Source organism: Polaromonas sp. (assembly GCF_029945685.1).
Lineage (GTDB): Bacteria > Pseudomonadota > Gammaproteobacteria > Burkholderiales > Burkholderiaceae_C > Polaromonas.
Genome location: NZ_JAQSDA010000027.1, coordinates 16,639 through 39,747 on the forward strand (window position 1 = coordinate 16,639; position 23,109 = coordinate 39,747).

Below are 23,109 nucleotides of genomic sequence, written 5' to 3' on the forward strand. Positions count from 1 at the left end.
CCCTTATTGCAGACGCAGCGTCAACGCTGCCTGCACCGGCCCCAGCACACTGGCCCAATCCCCCGGGGCGGGCTGCCGGAACAGCCGTGCTGACGCGTACCACGGGCTGTCGCTGCGGTCGAGCAACCAGCGCCAGTCGGGGCTGAAGGGCAGCAGGATCCAGACCTCCTTGCCCAGGGCTCCCGCCAGGTGCGCCACGCTGGTATCGACAGTGATCACCAGGTCCATCAGTGCCACCACTGCGGCGGTGTCGCTGAAATCCTGGAGGGAGTCGCCCAGTAAGGTCAGCCCGGGCGTGTTGGCCAGCGCCGCCCGGTCGTCCGGACGCAGCTCTTTTTGCAGGCAGTAGCAGTCGGCCTGTCGGTGACTCTCCATCAATGCCTGGAAGTCTTGCAGCGCCAATGAGCGGTTGTGGTCGTTCTGGTGGCCTGTGCTGCCGCTCCACACCAGGCCGATGCGCTTGTTGCGGGTCGGACCCAGTCGCTCTTGCCAAGCCTGGCGTTTGTCCGGGTTGCTGTGCAGGTAGGGCTCGCCGCTGATGTTGCCCAGATCGACCTTGAACGCCAGCGGCAGGCTCAGCAACGGGCAGTGGTAGTCAAAGTCGGGCAGGCGCTCGCCGCGGCCCAGCAGCAGGCTGACGCCTTCAAGGCCCTGGAGCAGGCTCTTGAGCGCCGGCTGCACTTCCAGCACCACGCGCGCGCCGAGCGCCGCCACCTCTTTGGCGTAGCGGCAGAACTGCAGGGTGTCGCCCAGGCCCTGCTCGGCGTGCAGAAGAATCGTCTTGTTCTGAAGTGCTTCTTTGCCCAGCAACAGGGGTTGGGGGAACTTGCGAAGCTGGTCCTTGTTGAGCTCTCGCTTCCACCGCCATTCGTAGCTTTGCCAGCCTTGCGCAAAGTCACCCAGCATCAGCCGGCACAGCGCTTCGTTCCAGTGCGCTTCGGCGTTGTCCGGTTCAAGCTGCAGCGCGCGGGCACAACTCTCCAGCGCCTCGGCATGACGTTTCAGGTCTTGCAGAGCGGTACCCCGGTTGTTCAGCGCCTCGGCATAGGCCGGCCTGATCCTGAGCGCGCGGTCGTAGCTCTCAAGCGCTTCGCCGTTGCGATTCAAGGCCCGCAACGCATTGCCACGATGGCTGAGCGCTTCTGCAAAGTCGGGCCTGACCTGGAGGGCACGGTCACAACTCGCCAGCGCTTCCTCCGCTCGCTTCAGATCCAGCAAGGCATTGCCACGGTTGCACAGGGCCTGCGCATCGTCTGGCCGGATCTCCAGCACACGATCAAAACTCTCCAGCGCTTGCGCCGGGCGTTTCAAGCTTCCCAGCACACTGCCCCGGTTGCCCAGTGCTTCCAGGTTGCCTGGATCGATATCCACCGCAAGGTCATAACTGGCCAGTGCCTCCTCAGCCCGTTGGAGTTCCCAAAGCGTGTTGCCACGGTTAACGAGTGCTTCTGCATAGTCCGGCTGGAGTTGGAGCGCCCGGTCATAGCTGGCCAGCGCTTCTTCAGGGCGCTTCAGGGCTCGCAATACATTGCCATAGTTGTTGAGCGCACCGGCATGTTGGGGGTGGATTTTCAGGGCCTGCTCAAACAGGACCCGTGCTGCGGCAGGGTTGTTCTTCTGCGCTTCAGTCATTCCCAGCAGCTGCAGCGCATCAAAGTGCGCCGGCTGCACCTGCAGGATCTGCTTGTACAGCGCTTCGGCCTGATCGAGCTGTCCTTGCTGGTGCAGGCTCACCGCCTGCGCCAATTGGGCGGCCAAGTCCTGGACCGTCTTCGCCGGCGGCTTTTGAGTGGGCGCAAGCGCGCGGCCGGGTTCGGGTTGGGGTTCGCGCGGCGACGCAGCCAGACGCAGCCTTAACGCCGCCTGTACCTGGCCCAGCACACTGGCCCAATCCCCCGGGGCGGGCTGCCGGAACAGCCGTGCTGACGCGTACCACGGGCTGTCGCTGCGGTCGAGCAACCAGCGCCAGTCGGGGCTGAAGGGCAGCAGGATCCAGACCTCCTTGCCCAGGGCTCCCGCCAGGTGCGCCACGCTGGTATCGACAGTGATCACCAGGTCCATCAGTGCCACCACTGCGGCGGTGTCGCTGAAATCCTGGAGGGAGTCGCCCAGTAAGGTCAGCCCGGGCGTGTTGGCCAGCGCCGCCCGGTCGTCCGGACGCAGCTCTTTTTGCAGGCAGTAGCAGTCGGCCTGTCGGTGACTCTCCATCAATGCCTGGAAGTCTTGCAGCGCCAATGAGCGGTTGTGGTCGTTCTGGTGGCCTGTGCTGCCGCTCCACACCAGGCCGATGCGCTTGTTGCGGGTCGGACCCAGTCGCTCTTGCCAAGCCTGGCGTTTGTCCGGGTTGCTGTGCAGGTAGGGCTCGCCGCTGATGTTGCCCAGATCGACCTTGAACGCCAGCGGCAGGCTCAGCAACGGGCAGTGGTAGTCAAAGTCGGGCAGGCGCTCGCCGCGGCCCAGCAGCAGGCTGACGCCTTCAAGGCCCTGGAGCAGGCTCTTGAGCGCCGGCTGCACTTCCAGCACCACGCGCGCGCCGAGCGCCGCCACCTCTTTGGCGTAGCGGCAGAACTGCAGGGTGTCGCCCAGGCCCTGCTCGGCGTGCAGAAGAATCGTCTTGTTCGCCAGCGACTCCTGGCCCAGCCAAAGGGGCTGGCGGAAGTTTCTGGGCGCCGACGGCGCGGGCTCTTTTTTCCAGCGCCATTCGTACTTTTCCCAGCCCCCTGCAAAGTCGCCCAGCAGCAGCCGGCACAGCGCTTCGTTCAAATGAACTTCGGCATGGTCGGGCTGGACCTGCAGCGCTCGGCTAAAACTCTCCAGCGCCTCGGCATGACGATTGAGGTCCTGCAGGGCTGCGCCCCGGTTGTTCAGTGCCTGGGCAAACGCCGGCTTGAGCCTGAGCGCGCGGTCGTAACTGTCCAGCGCTTCGACATGCCGGTTCAAGGCCCGCAAGGCGGCACCGCGGTTGCTCAGCGCTTCCGCATGGTCCGGCTTGATCCGCAACGCGTGGTCGTAACTCTCCAGCGCCTGCACCGGACGCCCCAGCGCCCGCAAGGCATTGCCCCGGTTGCTCAGTGCCTCGGCGTAGTCAGGCCGCACCCGCAAGGCGCGCTCACAGCTGTCCAATGCTTCCTGCGCCCGCTTCAGGCTCAGCAAGGCGGACCCGCGGTTGCTGAGTACGCTGGCGTCCTCAGGATGGATCTTCAGAGCCAGCTCAAACAGGACGATGGCTTCAGCCGAATGGTTTCGTTGCACGGCCACCGTGCCCAGCAGTTGCAGCGCATCAAAGTGCCGGGGCTGCACCTGCAGGATTTCCTTGTACAGCACCTCCGCCTGATCGAGCTGTCCCTGCTGGTGCAGGTCCAGGGCCGTTTGCAGCTTGAGGCCGAGGGCCTGCCCCGCCTCGCCCGCCGGATCCATGGGCGCAAGCGCAGGCCTGGCCTGCGGTAAGGGAGCTCTGCCGTGTTTCATTCACCCGGATTTTAGGTCCGGCCCGATCTGCGCGCGCCGGCCCCGTGCGAGACACCCGGCACCAACACCTGATTGGACGCTCCGGAGGGACTTAACGCCGGGTGATCACCACGGAGCCACCAGCGCCGCCGGCGTCGTTGTTCTGGCCGCGCAGGACATTGGAACTGCCGATGGTCACAGTGAACGCGTCGGGGTCGTAGTTGCCCGACCCTTGCAGGTAGACAGGATTGCCGCCCTTGATCGTGACGGTGTTTCCGCGAACTGTGATCAGCGTGTTCTGCTGAACTTTCTTGGACTGGCCCTGGTTGTTGGTGTAAGCCAGAACCATCACGCCTCGGTAGACCCCGTTGCCGGATGTCTCATTGACTCGCAAGGTTCCTCTGTAGGGGAACCCGGCCGATCCGGCATAGTCCACCTCCCAGTCACCCTGCATCTGGAATTCCGCGCTGGCGGTGTTGTTGTTCCTGGACCCGGCATCCTGGTCGGAAGAGGCCTTCGTGGCGTCACAGCCCCATGAACGGACCTTGCAGCTCGAGCCGCCCTTGGCCCGGCATTCCGACAAGGCGCGCTGCTGGACGATGGAGCTTGTCGCACCGGTTCCCCAACCGTAGGCATTGGAGCCCTTGGCCTGATCGGCCGCGTAGGCGCCGCATTCAGCGCGAAAGCGCAGCACCACGGCGCAGTCTGAACCACACTCCCGCATCGCACGCTGCTCGGCCTGCTCGGTCGTCGGGTGGTTGAAGGAAAAGCCGTATTTTTCACCCTGCAGGCTGTCAATGGCCAGCGCCCCCGCGGCGATGGCCTGCCCCCCGACAAACGAAAGCAGCAAGGCAAAAACGAGTCTGGCTGCGACAGCCTTCATTCCAGAAATCATGGTGGTTCCCTGTCAGAAATAGGTTGGACACAACGCGCAAGAAGATCCGGGATGCGCGGCACGCTTGGCATGAGGAAAGCCCTTCCTCCATGGCAGTCAAATTATGAATGCCCGAAGTTGCCACAAACCGGTAACCGACAGCATTTCAGATCCCATGAACATGGGGTTTACACTGCGGCCGGCCCATTTGGTTGACAATCACGGGTTGCCCCAAAGATGACCCCCATGACCATGACCCCTTCAGAAACAAGTGCAGTCCCCGTCGAATCCGCTCCGGCGGACGAAATCACGCCGACCTGCCAGCCCTCCGGCGCGCCGGCGGGCGAGCCCGCCACCGCAGCAGGTCGGTCGCGTTCGGCGCAAGCGGTGCTCGAAAAACTGTTCGAGCTTTACCCGCACCTCTTCGGCGCCCATTTCCTGCCGCTCAAGCTCGGTATTTTTCAGGAGCTGCTGGCCGCGCACCCCGACCACTTCCAGCGCGACAGCCTGAAGGCGGCGCTGGGCATCCATACACGCTCCACCCGTTACCTGCAATGCGTCACCGCTGGCAACAAACGCCACGACCTGCAGGGAAATGCGGGTGACGACGTGGCGCCCGAACATGTCTACCTGTCACTGCTTGAACTGTTCCGCCGCCGCCAGGCCCGCGCCCGCGAGGACCTGCGGCCCAAGTTCCGTGCGCAGTTGATGGCAGCTTTCGAGGCCAGTGGCCTGACTCGCCAGGACTACCAGGCCCGGGTCCAGACCAATGACCTGGAAGCCACTGCCCTGCTCGAGGAAGCCTTTGCCGAGCGCGACCAGAAGCTGGCCAAACGCGAAGCACTGCGTCGCACCTTTGAAAACAGTGGCAAGACCGCCGAGGAATTTGCCGACATGTACGGCCTCGACAAGCGCGAGCTCTTCGCGGCCATCGAGGCCTGACCATGGCCGACGGCCGGGCACGTCCGGACATTCCCGGACAAGCGAAGGTGAAGGCCTTGCCAGCCTTGACGCTCAGCAGGGTCAATGACGGCGTTTACTGCGTGCTGGCCGGTCCGGACCTCCATGTGGGCAACCTCAAGCTGATTGGCGGACAATGGAAGTTCAAGGCCATCGGTTACGGCGCCCAGGGTGAAGTTTTTCCGGGCGGCGGCCCCCTGACCGACCGGCACAACACCGCCTTCGCAGCGCCCGACGAGGCCGTGATCACCGCCGTTCTGGCCCCGCCCTGAATTCATGTCCAATAGGGGAATGGACCGCCCCTCCGACATAAGCCAGCAGGCCTTGCAGCAGCCATGAGCACAGAAGCAGCACCGGGCTTCAATGTCCGCCTGTGGCGACGCTTTGTGGCGATCGCCCGGCCCTACTGGCTCTCGGATGAACGCTGGCGTTCCCGGGGTCTGCTGGCTCTGCTGATTCTGCTGCTGCTGGCGCAGACGGCCGTCAGCGTGCTGTTCAACCACGAGACCGGCGAGTTCACCTCCGCCCTGGCCGCGGGGGACACCGAACGCTTCTGGGCCTCGATCTGGCGCTACACGGCCATCCTCGTCGCGGCGGTTCCGCTCTACGGCCTGTACTACTTCGTGCGCGACACCCTGAGCCTGCGCTGGCGCCGGTGGCTGACGCACCGCTTCCTGGCGCGCTATTTTCATCAGCGCGCCTACTACCGGCTCAACGCCGTCGCCGGCATCGACAACCCCGACCAGCGTATTGCCGAGGACATCAACACCTTCACCCAGCAGTCGCTGTACTTCTCGATGATCGTGCTGGGCGCCTTCATCCAGCTGATCGCCTTTTCCGGTGTGTTGTGGTCCATTTCCCAGGGGCTGGTTTACTTCCTGATCGGCTATGCCGTGTTCAGCACCTGGTTCACCGGCTCGGTGTTCGGCAAGCGGCTGATCGGCCTGAATTTCCGCCAGCTGCAGCGCGAGGCAGACTTCCGTTTCAGTCTGGTGCGGGTGCGCGAACATGCGGAGCCGATCGCCTTCTACGACGGGGAAGCGCGCGAGATCTCGGCGCTGCAGCGCATCTTCCAGGCGGCTTATGCCAACTTCCAGCAGGTGATTCGCTGGCAGTTCAAGCTCAACCTCTTCCAGTTCGCCCACAGCTTTCTGACGGTGGTGCTGCCCACCGTGATCATTGCCGGCGATGTGCTCTCCGGAAAACTGGAGGTCGGGCGCGCGATCCAGGCCGCCGGCGCCTTCGCCGCGATCCTGAGCGCACTCACGGTGATCGTCGAACACTTCGAGGGCCTGAGCCGCTTTTCCGCCGGGGTGGACCGGCTGCATGCCTTCTCGCAGGCGCTGGATGCCCAGGCCAACCAGCCCGACGGGCCCAATGATGACGCCTCGCAGCAGATCCGCACCACACCTGGCTTTGAGCTGGCCCTGGACCGCCTGACGGTGCTCACGCCGAACCGGGAGCACCTGCTGGTTCAGGGGCTCACGCTGGCTGTTCCCCCGGGTGAAGGGCTGCTGATCGTCGGCGCTAGCGGCGCAGGCAAAAGCTCGCTGCTGCGGGTGATGGCCGGCTTGTGGAACACGGGCTCGGGCGAGGTGGTGCGCCCGGCCGGGCCGGACATGTTGTTCCTGCCCCAGCAGCCCTACCTGCCGCTGGGCGATCTGCGCTGCCAGCTGACCTACCCGCAGACCGATCGCGAAGTCTCGGACGAAGAGCTGCTGTCATGGCTGAACCGGGTGAACCTGCCGACGCTGGCAGAACGTTTCGGCGGGCTGGAGGCCGAGCTGGACTGGGCCAAGGTGCTTTCCGTTGGCGAGCAACAGCGGCTGGCCTTCGCCCGCGCCCTGCTCGCCAAGCCGCGCTACTTGCTGCTCGACGAGGCCACCAGCGCGCTGGACGCGAGCAACGAGGAGCGCCTGTACGGCCAGCTCGCCGGCCTGGCCATCACCCCCATCAGCGTCAGCCACCGCCAGGCGCTGCTCAAGCACCACCATCAGGTGCTGGAGCTGCCCGGTGACGGCAGCTGGACGCTGCATGCGGCAGCCACCTACCACTGGGCCCCATAAGATGGCGGCCCTTGATTGATCAGGAGAACAATGTGCCGTTGGTCTGGACCCACCACATCGACAAGGTCGACTGGAACGAACTCTCCGCCCTTTACCTCGCGGCGCCGCTGGGGAACAAGAAGCCGGCCGACCTGAAAACTGTCTTCACGAACAGCATGTTCCGGTGCTTCGTCTATGGGGACGGCAAACTGGTGGGCGTTGGCCGGGCGCTCGCCGATGGCGTGGACTGTGCCTACATCTGCGACGTTGCGGTGATGCCCAGCCACCAGGGAACCGGCCTGGGCCAGCAGATCGTCGGCAAACTCGTGGACCTGTCCCGTGGCCACCGGAAAATCATTCTCTACGCGGTTCCCGGCAAAGAAGGCTTCTACCGAAAACTGGGTTTCAGGCGCATGCGCACGGCCATGGCGATTTTTGAAAACCAGGCCTTGGCCATGGAGCGCGGCTATCTCGATGAAAAGTGATCCGAGCCAGCTCGTTGGCGCCGGGATGATGCATAAAATCGGCCTCCAGCCCTTTGCCCACGAGCGCTGCCAGCTATTAAATCAATAGCAAATCAGCCCGCCGCGTCGATGAATGCCGCCACCCGATCCAGCTGATCGGGCACGTTGAGCGCCGGCGCATGGCCGCAGCCGGCCACTTCCACCACCTGCAGCCGGCCTGCGGCGCCCGGGCCGCGGGTCTGCATCTCGGTGGTGGTCTCGCGCAGCACGAGGTCGGACTCGGCGCCGCGCAGGCACAACACGGGAATCTCGAGCGCGTCGTAATGCTCCCAGATCAGGTAGTCGTCCGGGTGGTGGGTGAACTGCTGCACCATGGCCGGGTCGTAGTGGGGTGTCAGGCGGCCGTCGGGCAGGCGGCGCGCCGAGGTTTCCGCCATGCGGCGCCACTGGGCGTCGCTCAGCCAGCCATAAGGCTTGTAGACCTGCCGGAAGAAGGCCTCGAGCGCCAGCATGGTGTCAAAGGCGGGCGGGTTGCCTGCATAGGATCTGATCCGCGCGACCGCCGGGTCGGCAATCTGCGGCGCCGTGTCGTTGAGCACCAGACTCTGGATGCGGCCTTTCATGGCCGGTTCGAACAGGCCGGAGGCGCAGACCGTGCCGATGGCGCCGCCCATGGACGTGCCGACCCAATGCGCCCTGTCGATGTGCAGTTGCTCAAAGAGGTCTGTCGCAATACGCGCGTAGAACGCCAGCTGGTATTCCGCTTTCGGTTCGGGGCTCCACTGGCTCAGGCCGCGTCCGATGGTGTCGGGGCAGATCACGCGGTAGCGGCCGCTGAGGTGCGCCGCCAGTTCGTCCATGTCGCGTCCGGTACGGGCCAGCCCGTGCCAGGCAATGACGGTGGCACTGTGCTGGCGGCCCCATTCGGTGTAATGGATCTCGCGCCCGGCGCAGGTCAAATACTCAGACGTGAATTGCATGAAGCGGACTCTCTCGTTGATGGATCTTGTCCAGATACACGACAGTGAATCGGACCGCACTCACCCTGGCCCCCTGGGAAGGGGGCCGGCGGGGGCTTGGGCGTTCTGACTGTCATGAATCTGGAAACGCTCAGTAATCTTTTCTTCTCCAGGCCCGCGCCGCAGCGGCTACTTCAGCAGCTTGCCGGTGCTGCCGATCACGGTCACTTCCACATAACGTGAGCCGATGCGGTTGGCGGGTGAGTAGTTGACGACGACGCCACCGGTGTCGAAGCTGTTCATGGACTCCAGCGCCTTGACCACCCTGGCCCGCGTCGGATTGGCGCCGGCGCGCCGCAGGGCTTCCACCAGCACCTTGGCTCCCACAAACTCTTCAAAGCTCGTGTAGTTGACGACTTCACCGGGCGCGTATTTTTTCAGCAACGCATGGTATTCGCGCACCACCGGCGTGTTCGGCATGAAGGGGTAAGGCACCACCTGGCTGATGCCCAGTCCGTGCGCGTTTTTCAGGCCGGCCAGCTTGACCAGTTCGGCCGGGTCCACCACCGAGATGTTGTAGAGCTGCGCACCGCCGCCCGTCTCGCGGTAGAGCTTGACAAAGGCCGCCGTGGACTTGTTGACCGAAATCATGATGATGGCCTGCGCGTCCGAGGCCTTGATCTTTTTGACCGCTTCTTCGACCTTGTCGGTGTTGCGCTCATAACCAGCCGCCACGGCCAGCTTCAGCTTGCGTTTGGCCAGCGCGTTCTCGACGCCCAGCAGACCGGCTTTGCCGAAGCCGTCGTCCTGGTACATCACCGCGATGCGGCTCATGCCCAGCGTCGTTACCTGCTGCACCATGTGCTCCGTCTCGTCAGCGTAGCCGGCGCGCACATGAAAGATCCACGGGTTGAAAGGGTTGCGCAGCGACTCGCCGCCGGTGTACGGGGCCACCAGCGCAGCGCCGCCGACATCGAGCACGCCGTCCATCAGCAGCTGCGTCACGTTGGCCGTGCCGGCAAAACCGAACAGCGCCACCACCTCGGGTTTGGCCAGCATCTCGCGCGTCAGGCGCACGGTCTCGGCCACCTTGTAGCCGTCGTCCACCACCTCGTGACGGATTTTTGCACCGTGCACCCCACCCTGCGCATTGATGTGGTCAAAATAGATCTTGCCGCCCACCACCATCTGGTGGCCGGTGCTGGCCAGCACCCCCGACAGCGGGGCCACCTGGCCAATGACCAGATCAGCCGCGTGCGCCACCCCGACCACCCCGCCCAGCCCGCAAAGGGCCAGCACGGCCAAGGTCTGTCGGCCCCATGTCTTCAAGGTTGTCCTCATGATTTGTCTCCTGCTTGTGGCCTGGCATTCAGGTCCGGGGGGTTGCTCCCTGACTGCGCACGGCCCTGAGCCGCCCCACAACGCCGGTGGGAAAGTAATAAACCGATAGAACAAACAGGACGCCGAGCCAGAGCAGCCAGCGGTCGGGCGACAGCAGGGCGGCCAGCCACGGCAGGCCGCCTGCGGCTTCGCTGCCCAGGCGCAGCAGGTCCTGCAGGTAGCTCTGCGCCACCAGGAACAGCGCCGCGCCTATGGCTGCGCCGTAAATCGTGCCCATGCCGCCGATCACGACAATCAGCAGCACGTCGATCATGATTTCGAAGGACAACGAGGTGTCCGGTCCGTTGTAGCGCAGCCAGAGTGCCAGCATGGCGCCGGCGACGGTGGCAAACAGCGCCGACAGCACGCTGGACGTGGTGCGGTAGAGCACCACGCGGTAACCGATGGCTTCGGCACGGAACTCGTTTTCGCGGATGGCCTGCAGCACGCGGCCGAAAGGCGAGTTGACGATGCGCAGCAGGCCCAGCAGTGACACCAGGGTGATCACGAACAGCAGGTAGTAACACAGCAGGCGGCCGTCGATGGACACGCCCAGGATAGGCTGATCGAAAAACTCCATGCTGGGCGACAGCAGCTCGGGCACCTTGAAGCTCAGCCCGTCCTCGCCGCCGGTGAACTCCGACAGCTGCGAGGCCAGGGTCTGGAAAGCCGAGGCGACCGCCAGCGTGATCATCGCAAAGAAGATGGCCTTGACGCGCAGCGAGAACAGGCCCACTGCCAGCGCCAGCATAAAAGACAGCGCCAGCGACGACAGCAGCCCGACCGCCAGCGCCTCCCAGGTCGCGCCCAGACGGGTGCTCGCAATCGCGATGCCATAGGCGCCGATGCCGAAAAACATGGTGTGTGCAAAACTGACGATGCCGGTGTAACCCAGCAGCAGGTCAAAGCTGGCCACCAGCACGATGAACACCAGCACCTTGGCAGCGACGCTGAGGGCCTTGACGCCGGGAAAGATGAAGGGCGCAAAGGCCAGGGCCAGCAGCAGACCGACCAGAATCACGGCCAGCACGCGGCTGCGCGGGAAGTCGTTGGAGAGAAGTCTTTTCAGCATGATGAAATCCAGATAGACGGCCGCAGCGCCGGGCCGCCCCAGGCAAGCACAGCCCCCTCTTCCGGTGAAAAGGGCCGCGTAACGGCGGAGGCACACGAAGTGAAAAGCGTGGGGGCCATAGTCGTCCTCAGCGATTCGTCACGGGGTAAATGCCCTGGGGGCGCCACAGCAGAATGGCGGCCATCAACGCGATGTTGGAAAACAGCGCCACCTTGGGCGCCAGAAAACCGGTGTAGTTGGCCATCAGGCCGACCAGCAGGGCACCGATCAGCGCTCCGCCGGTGGAGCCCAGCCCGCCGATGATGATGACGATGAAAATCAGCACATTGACCTGGGCTCCCATCTGCGGGGTCACGCTCTGCTGGTACAGGCCCCACATCACGCCGCCCAGCCCTGCCAGCGCGCTGCCGACCACAAACACGCCGACAAACAGGCGTTTGATGCGGTAGCCCAGCGATTCGACCATCTCGCGGTCCTGCACGCCCGCGCGGATCAACAGGCCAACCTTGGTCCGTACCAGCGTCCAGGCCAGGACGCCGAACACCACCAGGCCCACGGTCACGGCGATGAGGCGGTATTTTTCGATCGCCGCGTCACCGAAGAGAAGCGAGCCGCGCATGCCTTCGGGCATGGGCAGGGCAATCTGCGCCGGCCCCCAGATCACCTTGATCAGTTCTTCGCCGATGATCATGCCGCCCATGGTGATCAGGATCTGCTTGAGGTGCTGACCGTACACCGGACGCACGATAAAACGCTCAAACACCAGACCGACGGCACCGGCGACCCCCATGGCGACCAGCATGGCCGGCAGCACGGCCAGCATGTTGCGCAACATCGACTCGCTTTGCGTGTAGTCACTCATGGCGCCGAGCACGCTGGTGGCCACAAACGCACCGAGCGCAATGAACACACCGTGTCCGAAATTGAGCACGTCCATCAGGCCGAACACCAGCGTCAGGCCCGAGGCGATGATGAAGATGATCATGCCCATGGCCAGGCCGGCGACCGTCAAGGTCAGCCAGGTGGAGCCGGAGCCGATGAAGGGAAAAATCCCCAACGCCAGAAGCGGCACGAGCGCCAGAGGCTTCCAGTCGAAATCTGTTTTCATAAGGCAAGCCCCAAAAGCGATTGCTGCAAGGCCGTGTCTTCAGCCAGCTCGGCCATGGACCCGGCATGAACCACCACACCGTTGTCCATCACGGCGACGGTGTCGCCCAGGCGTTTGGCAAAGTTGATGTTCTGCTCGACCAGCAGGATGGTGACGCCGCTGGCCTTGAGCTGCGCAAACGCGTCGATCATGTTGTTGATGATGGCCGGCGCCAGGCCTTTGCTGGGTTCATCGACGATCAGCAGTTCACGCGGCTCGACGATGGCTCGCGCCACCGCCAGCATCTGCTTTTGCCCGCCCGACAACTTGCCGGCCGGATGGTTCCAGAACTTCTCCACCGCCGGAAACAGCGAGAAGATCCACTTCAGCCGCTCTGCATCCATCTGGCTGGCCCGCCTGGCACTGCGCGCGGCCAGCAGCATGTTTTCCTTGACGGTCAGGTCCGAGAAAATGCCCATGCTTTCGGGCACGTAGGCAATATTGAGTTCAGCGATCTGCGGCGTCGTCAGCCGCGTGATGTCACGACCGCCAAAAGTCACTTTTCCCTGCGAGGCTTGCCACAAGCCCATGATGGTGCGCAGCGTGGTGGTCTTGCCGGCGCCGTTACGGCCCAGCAACATGGTGAGTTGGCCCTTGGGTATGGCCAGGTCCACCCCGTGCAGGATGTGGTACGCGCCGATATGGGTGTGCACGCCTTCCAGAGTGAGCAAGTGGTCGCTCATACGCCCTCCCCTGCAACTTCGGGAGCTACACCCAGATAGGCTTCCTGCACAATCGGCGACGCTATCACCTCGGCCGGCTCGCCATCGGCGACCAGCGAGCCGTTGTGCAGCACGATGATGCGGTCGGCCAATTCACGCACGACGTCCATCTTGTGCTCCACCAGCAAAATTGTTTTGGTCTTGTCCTGCTTCAACTGGCGAATCAGGTTCAGGATCACCGGTGCCTCGTCGGTGCTCATGCCGGCCGTCGGTTCGTCGAACATGAAGACCTGCGACTCCAGCGCCATCAGCAGCGCGACTTCCAGCTTGCGCTGATCGCCGTGCGGCAGGCTGGCCACCGGCATCTGCGCCTTGCTTTCCATGGCCACGGCCTCGAGAATTTCTTCAGCCCGATTGACCAGCGCCTTGTGGTCGCTCCAGATGCTCCACAAATTCAGGCCGTGCCGGTGCGCGCCATGCCGCGTGGCCTGAACCGCCAGGCGCACGTTTTCCAGTACCGTGAGGTTGGGAAACAGATTGGTCAGCTGGAAGGCCCGGCCCAGACCGGCATGGGTGCGCGCAGAGACGCCCATCCCTGAGAGTTCCTCGCCATTGAGCGTGACTGTGCCGCTGCTGGCCTTCAGCTGACCGGAGATCAGGTTGAAGTACGTCGTTTTGCCGGCGCCATTAGGGCCAACGATGGCCGTCAGCGTGCCAGGCGCAAATGTGCAGCTGACAGCATTGACCGCCACGTGGCCACCAAAGCGGATCGTGAGTTCGTGGGTTTGAAGCATTTCTATTCCCGTTGAATCGGGGATCAGGGATCGGCATAGCGAAGCGGCAGGAGGCCCGAAGCCTCCCCCGTCTGTCATCCCGGAGCAGATCCGGGAACCGTGTCAACACACAGCAGTCGCCCGGTCAGCGCGGCATGGATTGCGGGTCAGGCCCGCAATGACAGTGCGGAAATTACCGTTTATTGGTAATGGGAATATTCATCTCTTCCGCCTTGATCTCGCGGACCAGTTCGGGCACGCCCCAGGCGAATGCCGGGTCGGCCTTGATGCGGAAATGGAACATGCTCTGCATGGCCTGGTGATCTTCCTTGCGGAAGGTCATCTTGCCCTTGGGCGTGTCAAAACTCATGCCTTCCATGGTGGAGATCAGCTTGTTGGTGTTGGTGTCGCCGCCGGTTTTGGTGAGCGCAGTCACAACCGCCATGGCTGCCGAGAAACCGCCCGCCGTAAAAAAGTCAGGCGGCGCCTTGAACTGTTTGTAGTGCTGGGCCACCAGCGCGTCATTCACCGGGTTCTTGGGGATGCCGAAGTAGTAGTACAGCGCGCCCTCCATGCCCGGGAAGCTCTTGTAGGCCACCATGGCGGGCAGGATGTTGCCGCCTGTGGCGAGCTTGATGCCGTAGCGCTTTTCAAGATCCAGGTCAGCGATCTTCGGAAAGGGTGTGGGGCTTCCCGACCAGCCCACCGACAGATATTTCTTGCCCGGCTGATCCTTGAGCTTGTCCACAATGCGCTGCAGGCCGGCGGTGAAGTCGGTGGTACCCACCGGCAGGTACTCTTCGTGAACGATCTTGGCGTTCTTCATGAAGGACTTGGCGGCCTTCACACCATCGCGGCCGAAGGCGTTGTCGTTGGCCAGAATGGCGACCACACTGCCCGGCTGGTCCAGCGCCACGGCGTTGGCGGCGGCATCCTGGCTGGAGTTGCGGCCGGTGCGGAAGATGTACTTGTTCCACTTGTCGCCGGTGATGCTGTCGGCCACGGCAGGCTCGACCAGCAGGATCTTCTTGTATTCCTCGGCCACTGGCAGCATGGCCAGCGCCACGGGCGAGGCCGTCGGTCCCACGGCGATGTCGACCTTTTCATCGGCATAGGCGGCGGCCAGCGCTGCCTTGCCCACGTCGGGCTTGCCCTGGTCGTCCTTTTCGATCACGACGAGCTTCTTGCCCGCCACCATCATGGTGCCGCCCGTGGCGTAATCCAGCCCCATGTAAAAGCCGACGATGGTCTGCTTGGCGTAGGCCTCCAGCGGGCCTGTCTTGCTGGCAATGATGGCGATCTTGACTTCTTTGGACTGACTCAGGGCCAGCGGGGAAACAAAAGCGGTGGCGATGGCGGCAAGCGCGATCAGGTTGCGACGATGCATGGATGTCTCCTGTTGTTGGGCGATGCACCATGATTGCACATGTCGTGCCAGAAAAAGACCATTGATCTATATGGGTTTTTTCCGCAATTCGTCTAGTTTGTCTTATTTTAAGTCATTAATATTGACTGATTATCATACATATGTATTATTTATATACAGGGTTATCCAGACGCTCGTACAGCTTGGCACGTGAAATTCCAAGCAGGCGCGAGGCGGCGAGCTTGTTGCCGCCGGTCGCCGCCATGGCCGCGGCGATGGCGCGCCGCTCAACCTGTTCTACCTGTTCGGCCAGCGGGCGCAGCGGGTCGGAGGCGGCCTCTGCGCCATCCCCGGAACCCGTCAATGGCAAAGGTGCAATACGCTCGATGCCGGCCTCCTGGAGCACCTCTTCAAACTGCGCCCGGCCGATGTTGAGCGAGTCGCTGCGCATCACCGCCTGCTCCAGCACGTTACGCAGTTCGCGGATGTTGCCGCGCCAGGTTTGCGCCGACAGCAGAGCCAGCGCGTCCGGTGCGAGTTCGGGCTGGCGGTCGCCGCTGCGCAGCGCCATCTCCTCACCCAGCACTTCGAGCAGCGCCGGAATGTCGGAGCGGCGCTCACGCAGCGGCGGCACCCGCACCGGCAACACATTGAGGCGGTAAAACAAATCCTCGCGGAACTTGCCCTCACGCACCAGCGCGGCCAGGTCGCGCGAGGTCGCGGCAATCAGGCGCGCGTCAAAAGGAATCAGCTTGTTCGAGCCCAGCGGCTCGATCTCGCCCTCCTGCAGGGCGCGCAGCAGCTTGGCCTGCAAGGCCTGCGGCATGTCGCCGATCTCGTCGAGAAACAGAGTCCCGCCGTCGGCCAGCTTGAACTTGCCGTCGCGCCCCTTGCGGTCGGCGCCGGTGTAGGCGCCGGGCGCCACGCCGAAAAATTCAGCCTCCAGCAAGGTGTCGGGCACGGCCGCAATGTTGACGCTGATGAAGGGGCCGCGCGCCCGACTTGAGCTGGCATGGATGGCATGCGCGAGCAACTCCTTGCCGGTGCCGGTTTCGCCGAGGAGCAGCACCGGGCTGGAGGTCTGGGCCGCACGCCGGGCCTGGCGCTTGACCTCGACCGCGGCCGGGCTGGTGCCGACAAAACTGGCGAAGGTGTATTTGGACTGGCGCTGCCCGGGCACCTGCAGCCGCTGGCTGGCCAGCTCGCGGCGCGCATCGTCAAGGTCGCGGTGCAACAGAGCAAACTTGCTGATCAGCGGTTGCAAGGTGGTCTCGGGATGGTCGAACAGCACGATGCCGATGGCGCCGATGACATCGCCGCCGCTTTCGTCACGCAAGGGGATGCGGCTGACGACAAAGGTGCCGGCGCGGTTGGTCAACAGGTCGATCAGGAAAGGCTCGCCGGTTTCCAGCACGCGCCGCATCTGCGTGTTGGGAATCACCTCTTCCACCATGTGGCCTACAAACTGGTCGACCGACGAAAAACCCAGCGCCGGCAGGAAGCGCTTGTAGCCGTCGTTGACCCAGACAATGCGGCCGGTGCGGTCCACCAGAAACATGCCCTGGCTGATGCTGGAGAACAGCTGGAACATGGACCTGGCCGCCAGCTCCAGAATGCTCTGCGCATCAAGCGGCAAACCGTGCGGCGTGGTGTCGGTGTGTTCCATGCGCAGATGGTAGCGCGGGTAGCGCGGCGCTTGCGCCAGCAGCGCCGGCCAGGTGCATCACACACCGACCGGCGTGTAGCCTGCTATTTTTTTGATAGCTGCTTGCGCCCGCGGATAAAGGGCTGAGCACCTATTTATATATATGCCTCGGCCTCAGGCCGCGAGCCGACGTGCCGACCAGCGTCTGGCCAGGCGCGGCAGGATCAGCACCGCCAGCACCACCACGATCAGGATCACCGACATGGGCCGCTGCAGAAACACCATCGCACTGCCCTCGCCGATCGACATGGCATTGCGCAGCTGCGCTTCGGCCAGCGGGCCCAGGATCATGCCCACCACCACGGGCGCGGTCGGAAAATCGAAGCGCCGCATCACCACCCCGAGCACACCAATGCCATAAAGCAGGAACAGGTCAAACGCACTTTGCCGCATGCCGTAGACGCCCACCGTGGCAAAAATCAGGATGCCGGCGTACAGGTAAGGTTTGGGAATCTTCAGCAGTTTGACCCACAGTCCCACCAGCGGCAGGTTCAGCACCAGCAGCATCACATTGCCGATGTAGAGCGACGCAATCAGCGCCCACACCAGGGCCGACGACGAGGTGAACAGTTGCGGCCCCGGCTGGATGCCGTAATTCTGGAAGGCCCCGAGCAAAATCGCCGTGGTGTTGGAGGTCGGAATGCCCAGCGTCAGCAGCGGGATCATGGCCGCGGTGACCGTGGCGTTGTTGGCGGCCTCGGGCCCGGCCACCCCTTCAATGGCGCCGGCCGTGCCGAACTCGGCCTGGTCGCTGCCCTTGGCCAGCTTTTTCTCGGCGGCATAACTGAGGAAGGTCGGGATCTCGGTACCACCGGCAGGAATGCAGCCGAACGGTGCGCCAATCGCCGTGCCGCGCAGCCAGGCCGGCCAGGAACGGCGCCAGTCCCGGCCTGTCATGTGGACCCGGCTCATCTTGTTCTGCGACTCGGCCACCCGGCCCTCGTAAAGCACGGCGTACATGGCTTCAGCCACCGCGAACAGGCCGACCGCCACCAGCACGATCTCGACGCCGTCCAGAAGCTCGGGCACACCAGCGGTGTAGCGCGCCTGGCCGGAAATCTGGTCCAGCCCGACCAGGCCCGCTGCGAGTCCGACAAACAGGGCTGTCAGGCCGCGCACCGTGCTTTTGCCGAGCACCGCACTGACGGTGGTGAAGGCCAGCAGCATCAGCATGAAATATTCGGGCGGGCCGAGCTTGACGGCCAGTTCCGCCACGACGGGCGCAAACAGGGTGACCATCACCGTGGCAATCGTGCCGGCCACAAACGAGCCGATGGCCGCCGTGGCCAGCGCCGCACCGGCGCGACCGCTCTTGGCCATGCGGTTGCCTTCCATCGCCGTGACCATGCTGGCCGTTTCCCCTGGCGTGTTCAAGAGGATGGAGGTGGTGGAGCCGCCGTACATGGCGCCGTAATAAATGCCGGCAAAAAAGATCATGGAGGCCGTGGCCTCGACCTTGGCGGTGATGGGCAGCAGCATGGCCACCGCCACAGCGGGCCCGATGCCGGGCAACACGCCGATGGCCGTACCCAGCGCACAGCCGACAAAACACCACAGCAGGTTGACCGGTGTGGCCGCCGTGGCGAAACCCTGCAACAGTTGATTGAAGATGTCCATAAAACCTGGAAGTGTCAGTTGAACGCGCCCGAGTGGGCCGTCATGGGGTGGGCTGGGTAGGCGAGAGGGCGCGGCAGGCAAACGCCTGCAAGGACGAGCAACGCCCCCAGGCCGCGCCAGGGCGGTTCAATCGGGTGTGAAGCGTTGCCGCGCAAAGCAATGCGGCTGGAAAAATCAGGAAAGGGGGCATTCATAGGCATCCTTTTGCACCACGAGCGGTCAACTGCCATTTCCAGGTTCACAGCCAGCCGGTCGAGGTGAGGCCCGGCAGGTTGATCGCCAGGAATTTCGTGAAGGTCCAGAACACCGGTGCGGAAATCGCGAGGCCGATCAGCACGTCCTTGAGCCAGGCCACCGGGCGCCGGTCGGCCCGGCCTTCCGCACCGCGCAGCCCCTGCACGGCCAGCACAAAACACAGGGTGCAGCTGAAGATGAAGCCGATGGTGGTGATCAGCGCCGCATTGGCCAGCAGGCCTGCCGACACCCAGGCAAAACCCGGCCAGTGGCCGTGAACCGCATCCGTGGGTTCCTCCAGGAAGCGAAAGCCGCCGGTGCGGGCCTCGCGCACGATGAAGACACCGCAAACGAGCAGCGCCAGCGAGATCAGCCACGGCAGGAAGTTGGGGCCGACGCCGCCATAACCGGCCGCCGAAGGAATGCTGATCGCACCGGCCGCCAGCCCGAGGCCGAGCAGCACCACGCCGGCACCGACCAGGGTCTGCAAACGGATTTGCGTGGGAGAAGGGTTTTCTTGTGTCATGAGTTGTCTCGCTTGAGGCGGACTGTCATCCCGGACTTGATCCGGGATCCATGCTGCATCGACCGCAGCCTTGCGTGTGCGAACAGGGATGGCGGCACAAGGCCGCCATGACAAACCAAAAAGGCCGGTAGACCAGTTGTTTTAGACCATGCCCGACTTGACCATGGTGGCACGCAGGCTGGCCATGTCGTCATCGACAAACTTGTCGAAGGCGGCGCCGGTCAGCACGGCGGGTGTCCAGTTGTTTTTCTCGGAGGCTTCCATCCAGCTCTTGGACTTGACTGCCTTGAGAATCATCTCGGTCAGCGCCTGACGCTCGGCAGCCGAGATTCCGGGTGCGCCGTAAACGCCGCGCCAGTTTCCGATCACCACATTGATGCCCTGCTCCTTGAGCGTGGGCACGTTGACGCCCTTGAGGCGGGTGTCGGAGGTGACAGCCAGCGCCTTCATTTTTCCGGTGTTGATGTATTCCGCAAATTCGCTGTAGCCGCTGCCGCCCACGGTGACGTTGCCGCCCAGGATGGCCGCCGTGGCTTCACCGCCGCCCCGGAAAGCCACGTAGTTGATCTTCGAAGGGTCCACGCCGACTTCGCGTGCGATCATGGCCGCAGCGATGTGCTCGGTGGAGCCGCGCGAACCGCCGCCCCACTTGACGCTGCCGGGGTCTTTCTTGAGCTGGGCCACCACGTCGGCCATGGTCTTGAACGGCGAGTTGGCGGGCAGCACAAACACGTTGTACTCGCTGGTCAGGCGCGCTACCGGCGTGACCTGCGACAGGCTGACCGGCGGCTTGCCGGTGATCAGGCCACCGAGCATGACGGCACCCATGACCATCAGGGCATTGGGGTCGCCCTTGCTGCCGTTGATGAACTGGGCCAGGCCCAGGGCACCCGCAGCGCCGCCCTTGTTGTCATAACTGACGGTGGACGCCGCGCCCGAGTCCGTCAGGGCCTTGCCCAGGGCCCGGCCGGTGGTGTCCCAGCCGCCGCCGGGGTTGGCCGGAATCATCATCTTCACATTGGAAGCAGCCAGAGCCGACAGGGGGAAAGCCCCGGTAGCGGCCAGTGCGGCCAGGGATTTCAAAAAGGTATCGCGACGCATGCATGTCTCCTTGTGGTGTTGGTCAGCAACCGATGATGCGCCTCCTGTCTGTCAAACTGCTGTCCGAAAACCCTAGGGAAAGTGCTAATGTCCTGCCCATGCTGACCACCATGAAATTGCTGCTGATCGAGGACGACCCGTCCATGCAGGCGGCGCTGCAGCGCGCCCTGGGCCGGCGCGGCATGGAGGTGCTGGGCTGCACCGACGGCCGCAAGGCGCTGGCGCTATGGACAGCCACCCAGCCCGACGTGGTGGTGCTGGACCTGAGCCTGCCCGGGCTGGACGGGCTGCAGGTGCTGGAGCAGGCGCGCCGCCAGGGACTGGCCACGCCGGTGCTGATCCTGACGGCACGCGGCACGGTGGGTGACCGCATCATCGGCCTGAACACCGGCGCAGACGATTACCTGCCCAAACCCTTTGACCTGGACGAGCTTGAGGCGCGGCTGCGCGCACTGAGCCGGCGGCGCACAACAGCGGGCAGTGAGCCGGGGGCCGGCGACCATCTGGTAGGCCAGCTTCGATACGAAAAGGACAGCGGCGCGATTTACCACCGCGACCAGATCCTCGAACTGACGCCGCGCGAGCTGGCCCTGCTGCAGGCCCTGATCGTCAAGCCCGGCCAGGCGGTGTCCAAGGAAAAACTGTTCGAGCTGGTGTTTCCCGGCGAGGCCGATGTGCAGTACGAAGCCGTGGAGGTGGTGGTGTACCGCCTGCGCAGAAAGATCGCGCACACCGGCGTGACCCTGGTCACCTTGCGCGGACTCGGCTATTTGCTGAAAGTCGACGCGCCATGAAAGGCATGAAGGACGACGTGCGCAGCGCCGGGCCGCCCCAAGCAAGCACCGCCCCCTCGGGGGGCAGCGTGTTACACGAAGTGAAAAGCGGGGGAGCCATCTCGCTCAGGCGTTACCTTCTGCTGGGCATCCTGCTGCCGGTCGGCCTGCTGGTCACGCTCAACACCGCCACCCTGTACCGCCAGACGCTGGGCGCCGTCAACACCGCCTATGACCGCACGCTGCTGGCCTCGGCCAAATCCATTGGCGAGCAGCTGGACGTGAGCGGCTACGACGGGCAGTCCGAACTGCGCGTGACCGTGCCCTACGCGGCGCTGGAAGCCTTTGAGGCCGACAACCAGAGCCGGCTTTTTTACCGGGTGTCCAGCCTCAATGGTGAAATGGTGTCGGGTTACGCCCAACTGCCTTTCTGGCGCGGTCGCATTCCGGCCAAACCGCCCTATTCGGCGCTGGTCGATTTTTACGACGATGTCTACGTGGACGACGCCGTGCGGGTGGCTGTGCTGCTGCAGCCGGTGGCCAGCTCGAACGGACGCGGCATGGCCGTCATCCAGGTGGCCGAAACACTGGAGTTGCGCACCACGCTGGCGCGCAAGATCCTCTTCGACACCCTGTGGCGCCAGGCGCTGCTGCTGGCCGTGATCGCCCTGGTGGCCGTGGTGGTGGTGCAGCGCGCCACGCGCCCGGTGCGCCGTCTCAGCGCCGAGCTGCAGGCGCGCCCCGAGGGCGACCTGACGGCCATTGCAGCACCGGACGCGCCGCGTGAGCTGCTGCCGCTGGTGGACGCCACCAATGAGGTCATGGGCCGGCTGCAGCACCTGCTGGACAACCAGAAACGTTTTGTGCGCGACGCGGCGCACCAGCTGCGCACGCCGCTGGCGGTGTTGAAGGTGCAGGTTCAGTCGGCGCTACGCGGCGACATGGACGCCCAGGCGGCGCTGGCCGAGATCAACCAGACCGTGGACCGCGCCACGCTGCTGGCCAACCAGATGCTGGCACTGGCCAAGGTCGAGCAGCTGCGCCAGCAGGCGGACCTGGGGCCGGTGGACATGGACACCATCGTGCGCGCGGTCGCGCTGGACCTGGCGCCGCTGATTGCCGAGAAGGACCTGGAATTCGACATCGAAACCACGGCGGCCAGCGTCAATGCGCATGAATGGATGCTGGGCGAACTCTGTCGCAACCTGCTGCACAACGCGATCAAGCACAGCCAGCGCGGCGGCTTGCTGTCGGTGCGGCTCGTCACCGACGCACGCTACCTGGCCCTGACCGTCAGCGACAGCGGGCCCGGCATTTCCGGCGAGCTGGCAGCCCGCCTGTACCAGCCCTTTTCGGCCGGCAATGTGCGCCACGGCTCGGGCCTGGGGCTGGCAATCTGCCGCGAGATCACGCAGGCGCTGGGCGGCAGCATCACGCTGGAAAACCGCGAGGACCATGGGCGTATTGCCGGCCTGGACGCCACCGTGCGCCTGCCGCTGGTACACAATGACGGGCAATGAAGCACAGGTTTTCCCTTCCCCGGCATGGCGGTGCGCGCGAGGTCAGGCATGCGTCTTGACAAGTGGCTCTGGGCCGCGCGTTTCTACAAGACCCGCTCGCTGGCGAGCGACGAAATCGGCAAGAACCGTGTGCGGGTCAACGGCCAGGACGCCAAGCCGGCGCGCGAAGTGAAAGCCGGCGACACGGTGGCGATGCGGCAGGGCCCGGTCACGCGCACCGTGCTGGTCCGGGGCCTGAGCCAGCAGCGCGGGCCGGCGCCGGTGGCGCAGCAGCTCTATGAAGAAACGCCTGACAGCATCAGGCTGCGGGAAGCGGCGGCCGAGCAGCGCCGCCTGACCGCCGAGCCGGCCGGCAGCCTGGAGCAAGGGCGCCCCACCAAACGCGACCGGCGTTCGTTGGACAAGGCCCAGAACAAGGCCTGGGGTGACCGCTGGAGCGCCTCGGTCGACTCCTGAAATGCTCCTTTTTTGATAGCTGTTTGCG

General features: G+C 64.3%; 20 protein-coding genes. 7 read left to right on the forward strand and 13 right to left on the reverse strand.

Annotation, left to right across the window (positions count from 1 at the left end; genetic code table 11):
• Window positions 1–3 precede the first annotated feature (3 nt).
• Window positions 4–3,468, reverse strand: a complete 3,465-nt coding sequence (locus PSV26_RS18505; RefSeq protein ID WP_300572876.1) for a tetratricopeptide repeat protein — start codon at window positions 3,466–3,468, stop codon at window positions 4–6.
• Between the two features lie 91 nt (window positions 3,469–3,559).
• Window positions 3,560–4,342: a DUF4189 domain-containing protein gene (locus PSV26_RS18510; protein WP_300512705.1), complete on the reverse strand. Its 783-nt coding sequence runs from the start codon at window positions 4,340–4,342 to the stop codon at window positions 3,560–3,562.
• A gap of 231 nt (window positions 4,343–4,573) precedes the next feature.
• On the opposite strand from PSV26_RS18510, the gene PSV26_RS18515 reads away from it, so the two are divergent.
• The 4 genes from PSV26_RS18515 to PSV26_RS18530 all read left to right on the forward strand — a co-directional run bounded on the left by PSV26_RS18515 (window position 4,574) and on the right by PSV26_RS18530 (window position 7,811).
• Window positions 4,574–5,263 carry a ProQ/FINO family protein gene (locus PSV26_RS18515; RefSeq protein WP_300572879.1) on the forward strand — a complete coding sequence of 230 codons (690 nt, stop codon included), beginning with the start codon at window positions 4,574–4,576 and terminating at the stop codon, window positions 5,261–5,263.
• Between the two features lie 2 nt (window positions 5,264–5,265).
• On the forward strand, window positions 5,266–5,553 hold the full coding sequence (locus PSV26_RS18520) for a hypothetical protein (RefSeq protein ID WP_300572882.1): 288 nt from the start codon (window positions 5,266–5,268) through the stop codon (window positions 5,551–5,553).
• Window positions 5,554–5,616: 63 nt separating this feature from the next.
• Window positions 5,617–7,347, forward strand: coding sequence for an ABC transporter ATP-binding protein/permease (locus PSV26_RS18525; RefSeq protein ID WP_300572884.1), 1,731 nt, complete (start codon window positions 5,617–5,619; stop codon window positions 7,345–7,347).
• Between the two features lie 11 nt (window positions 7,348–7,358).
• The gene (locus PSV26_RS18530) at window positions 7,359–7,811 is read left to right on the forward strand and encodes a GNAT family N-acetyltransferase (RefSeq protein WP_300572887.1); all 453 of its coding nucleotides are present in this window, start codon (window positions 7,359–7,361) and stop codon (window positions 7,809–7,811) included.
• A 92-nt stretch (window positions 7,812–7,903) separates the two neighbouring features.
• Here PSV26_RS18530 and PSV26_RS18535 read toward each other — a convergent pair whose 3' ends face one another.
• From PSV26_RS18535 to PSV26_RS18585, 11 genes are all read right to left on the reverse strand, one after another.
• Window positions 7,904–8,770: an alpha/beta hydrolase gene (locus PSV26_RS18535; protein WP_300512711.1), complete on the reverse strand. Its 867-nt coding sequence runs from the start codon at window positions 8,768–8,770 to the stop codon at window positions 7,904–7,906.
• Window positions 8,771–8,938: 168 nt separating this feature from the next.
• A complete protein-coding gene (locus PSV26_RS18540; protein WP_300572889.1) occupies window positions 8,939–10,090 on the reverse strand; it encodes an ABC transporter substrate-binding protein in 1,152 nt (383 codons plus the stop codon).
• Window positions 10,091–10,118: 28 nt separating this feature from the next.
• Window positions 10,119–11,201 carry a branched-chain amino acid ABC transporter permease gene (locus tag PSV26_RS18545; RefSeq protein WP_300572892.1) on the reverse strand — a complete coding sequence of 361 codons (1,083 nt, stop codon included), beginning with the start codon at window positions 11,199–11,201 and terminating at the stop codon, window positions 10,119–10,121.
• Window positions 11,202–11,328: 127 nt separating this feature from the next.
• The gene (locus PSV26_RS18550) at window positions 11,329–12,309 is read right to left on the reverse strand and encodes a branched-chain amino acid ABC transporter permease (RefSeq protein WP_300512716.1); all 981 of its coding nucleotides are present in this window, start codon (window positions 12,307–12,309) and stop codon (window positions 11,329–11,331) included.
• Window positions 12,306–13,031 carry an ABC transporter ATP-binding protein gene (locus tag PSV26_RS18555; RefSeq protein ID WP_300572895.1) on the reverse strand — a complete coding sequence of 242 codons (726 nt, stop codon included), beginning with the start codon at window positions 13,029–13,031 and terminating at the stop codon, window positions 12,306–12,308. The genes PSV26_RS18550 and PSV26_RS18555 overlap by 4 nt, the downstream gene beginning before the upstream one ends.
• Entirely contained in the window at window positions 13,028–13,804 is a 777-nt protein-coding gene (locus PSV26_RS18560) for an ABC transporter ATP-binding protein (RefSeq protein WP_300572898.1), read from the reverse strand. Before PSV26_RS18560 ends, PSV26_RS18555 begins: the two co-directional genes overlap by 4 nt.
• Before the next feature lie 172 nt (window positions 13,805–13,976).
• Window positions 13,977–15,170, reverse strand: coding sequence for a substrate-binding domain-containing protein (locus PSV26_RS18565; protein ID WP_300572901.1), 1,194 nt, complete (start codon window positions 15,168–15,170; stop codon window positions 13,977–13,979).
• Between the two features lie 145 nt (window positions 15,171–15,315).
• On the reverse strand, window positions 15,316–16,815 hold the full coding sequence (locus PSV26_RS18570) for a sigma 54-interacting transcriptional regulator (protein ID WP_300572904.1): 1,500 nt from the start codon (window positions 16,813–16,815) through the stop codon (window positions 15,316–15,318).
• Window positions 16,816–16,968: 153 nt separating this feature from the next.
• Window positions 16,969–18,471, reverse strand: coding sequence for a tripartite tricarboxylate transporter permease (locus tag PSV26_RS18575; protein WP_300572907.1), 1,503 nt, complete (start codon window positions 18,469–18,471; stop codon window positions 16,969–16,971).
• 238 nt (window positions 18,472–18,709) lie between these two features.
• On the reverse strand, window positions 18,710–19,231 hold the full coding sequence (locus PSV26_RS18580; protein WP_300512729.1) for a tripartite tricarboxylate transporter TctB family protein: 522 nt from the start codon (window positions 19,229–19,231) through the stop codon (window positions 18,710–18,712).
• A gap of 141 nt (window positions 19,232–19,372) precedes the next feature.
• A complete protein-coding gene (locus PSV26_RS18585; protein ID WP_300512731.1) occupies window positions 19,373–20,332 on the reverse strand; it encodes a tripartite tricarboxylate transporter substrate-binding protein in 960 nt (319 codons plus the stop codon).
• A 110-nt stretch (window positions 20,333–20,442) separates the two neighbouring features.
• On the opposite strand from PSV26_RS18585, the gene PSV26_RS18590 reads away from it, so the two are divergent.
• The 3 genes from PSV26_RS18590 to PSV26_RS18600 are packed head-to-tail and all read left to right on the forward strand — an operon-like array spanning window position 20,443 to window position 23,081.
• Window positions 20,443–21,126 carry a response regulator transcription factor gene (locus PSV26_RS18590; protein WP_300573611.1) on the forward strand — a complete coding sequence of 228 codons (684 nt, stop codon included), beginning with the start codon at window positions 20,443–20,445 and terminating at the stop codon, window positions 21,124–21,126.
• Window positions 21,123–22,625 (forward strand): sensor histidine kinase, encoded by a 1,503-nt coding sequence (locus PSV26_RS18595; RefSeq protein WP_300572910.1) that lies wholly within the window; start codon window positions 21,123–21,125, stop codon window positions 22,623–22,625. Before PSV26_RS18590 ends, PSV26_RS18595 begins: the two co-directional genes overlap by 4 nt.
• 48 nt (window positions 22,626–22,673) lie before the next feature.
• Window positions 22,674–23,081: a S4 domain-containing protein gene (locus PSV26_RS18600; RefSeq protein ID WP_300512737.1), complete on the forward strand. Its 408-nt coding sequence runs from the start codon at window positions 22,674–22,676 to the stop codon at window positions 23,079–23,081.
• Window positions 23,082–23,109: the final 28 nt, after the last annotated feature.

Bases quoted from the DNA above. Each gene is read 5' to 3' on its own strand.
- PSV26_RS18505 (WP_300572876.1), bottom strand. From the start codon at position 3,468: ATGAAACACGGCAGAGCTCCCTTACCGCAGGCCAGGCCTGCGCTTGCG.
- PSV26_RS18510 (WP_300512705.1), bottom strand. From the start codon at position 4,342: ATGATTTCTGGAATGAAGGCTGTCGCAGCCAGACTCGTTTTTGCCTTG.
- PSV26_RS18515 (WP_300572879.1), top strand. From the start codon at position 4,574: ATGACCCCTTCAGAAACAAGTGCAGTCCCCGTCGAATCCGCTCCGGCG.
- PSV26_RS18520 (WP_300572882.1), top strand. From the start codon at position 5,266: ATGGCCGACGGCCGGGCACGTCCGGACATTCCCGGACAAGCGAAGGTG.
- PSV26_RS18525 (WP_300572884.1), top strand. From the start codon at position 5,617: ATGAGCACAGAAGCAGCACCGGGCTTCAATGTCCGCCTGTGGCGACGC.
- PSV26_RS18535 (WP_300512711.1), bottom strand. From the start codon at position 8,770: ATGCAATTCACGTCTGAGTATTTGACCTGCGCCGGGCGCGAGATCCAT.
- PSV26_RS18540 (WP_300572889.1), bottom strand. From the start codon at position 10,090: ATGAGGACAACCTTGAAGACATGGGGCCGACAGACCTTGGCCGTGCTG.
- PSV26_RS18545 (WP_300572892.1), bottom strand. From the start codon at position 11,201: ATGCTGAAAAGACTTCTCTCCAACGACTTCCCGCGCAGCCGCGTGCTG.
- PSV26_RS18550 (WP_300512716.1), bottom strand. From the start codon at position 12,309: ATGAAAACAGATTTCGACTGGAAGCCTCTGGCGCTCGTGCCGCTTCTG.
- PSV26_RS18555 (WP_300572895.1), bottom strand. From the start codon at position 13,031: ATGAGCGACCACTTGCTCACTCTGGAAGGCGTGCACACCCATATCGGC.
- PSV26_RS18560 (WP_300572898.1), bottom strand. From the start codon at position 13,804: ATGCTTCAAACCCACGAACTCACGATCCGCTTTGGTGGCCACGTGGCG.
- PSV26_RS18565 (WP_300572901.1), bottom strand. From the start codon at position 15,170: ATGCATCGTCGCAACCTGATCGCGCTTGCCGCCATCGCCACCGCTTTT.
- PSV26_RS18570 (WP_300572904.1), bottom strand. From the start codon at position 16,815: ATGGAACACACCGACACCACGCCGCACGGTTTGCCGCTTGATGCGCAG.
- PSV26_RS18575 (WP_300572907.1), bottom strand. From the start codon at position 18,471: ATGGACATCTTCAATCAACTGTTGCAGGGTTTCGCCACGGCGGCCACA.
- PSV26_RS18580 (WP_300512729.1), bottom strand. From the start codon at position 19,231: ATGACACAAGAAAACCCTTCTCCCACGCAAATCCGTTTGCAGACCCTG.
- PSV26_RS18585 (WP_300512731.1), bottom strand. From the start codon at position 20,332: ATGCGTCGCGATACCTTTTTGAAATCCCTGGCCGCACTGGCCGCTACC.
- PSV26_RS18590 (WP_300573611.1), top strand. From the start codon at position 20,443: ATGAAATTGCTGCTGATCGAGGACGACCCGTCCATGCAGGCGGCGCTG.
- PSV26_RS18595 (WP_300572910.1), top strand. From the start codon at position 21,123: ATGAAAGGCATGAAGGACGACGTGCGCAGCGCCGGGCCGCCCCAAGCA.
- PSV26_RS18600 (WP_300512737.1), top strand. From the start codon at position 22,674: ATGCGTCTTGACAAGTGGCTCTGGGCCGCGCGTTTCTACAAGACCCGC.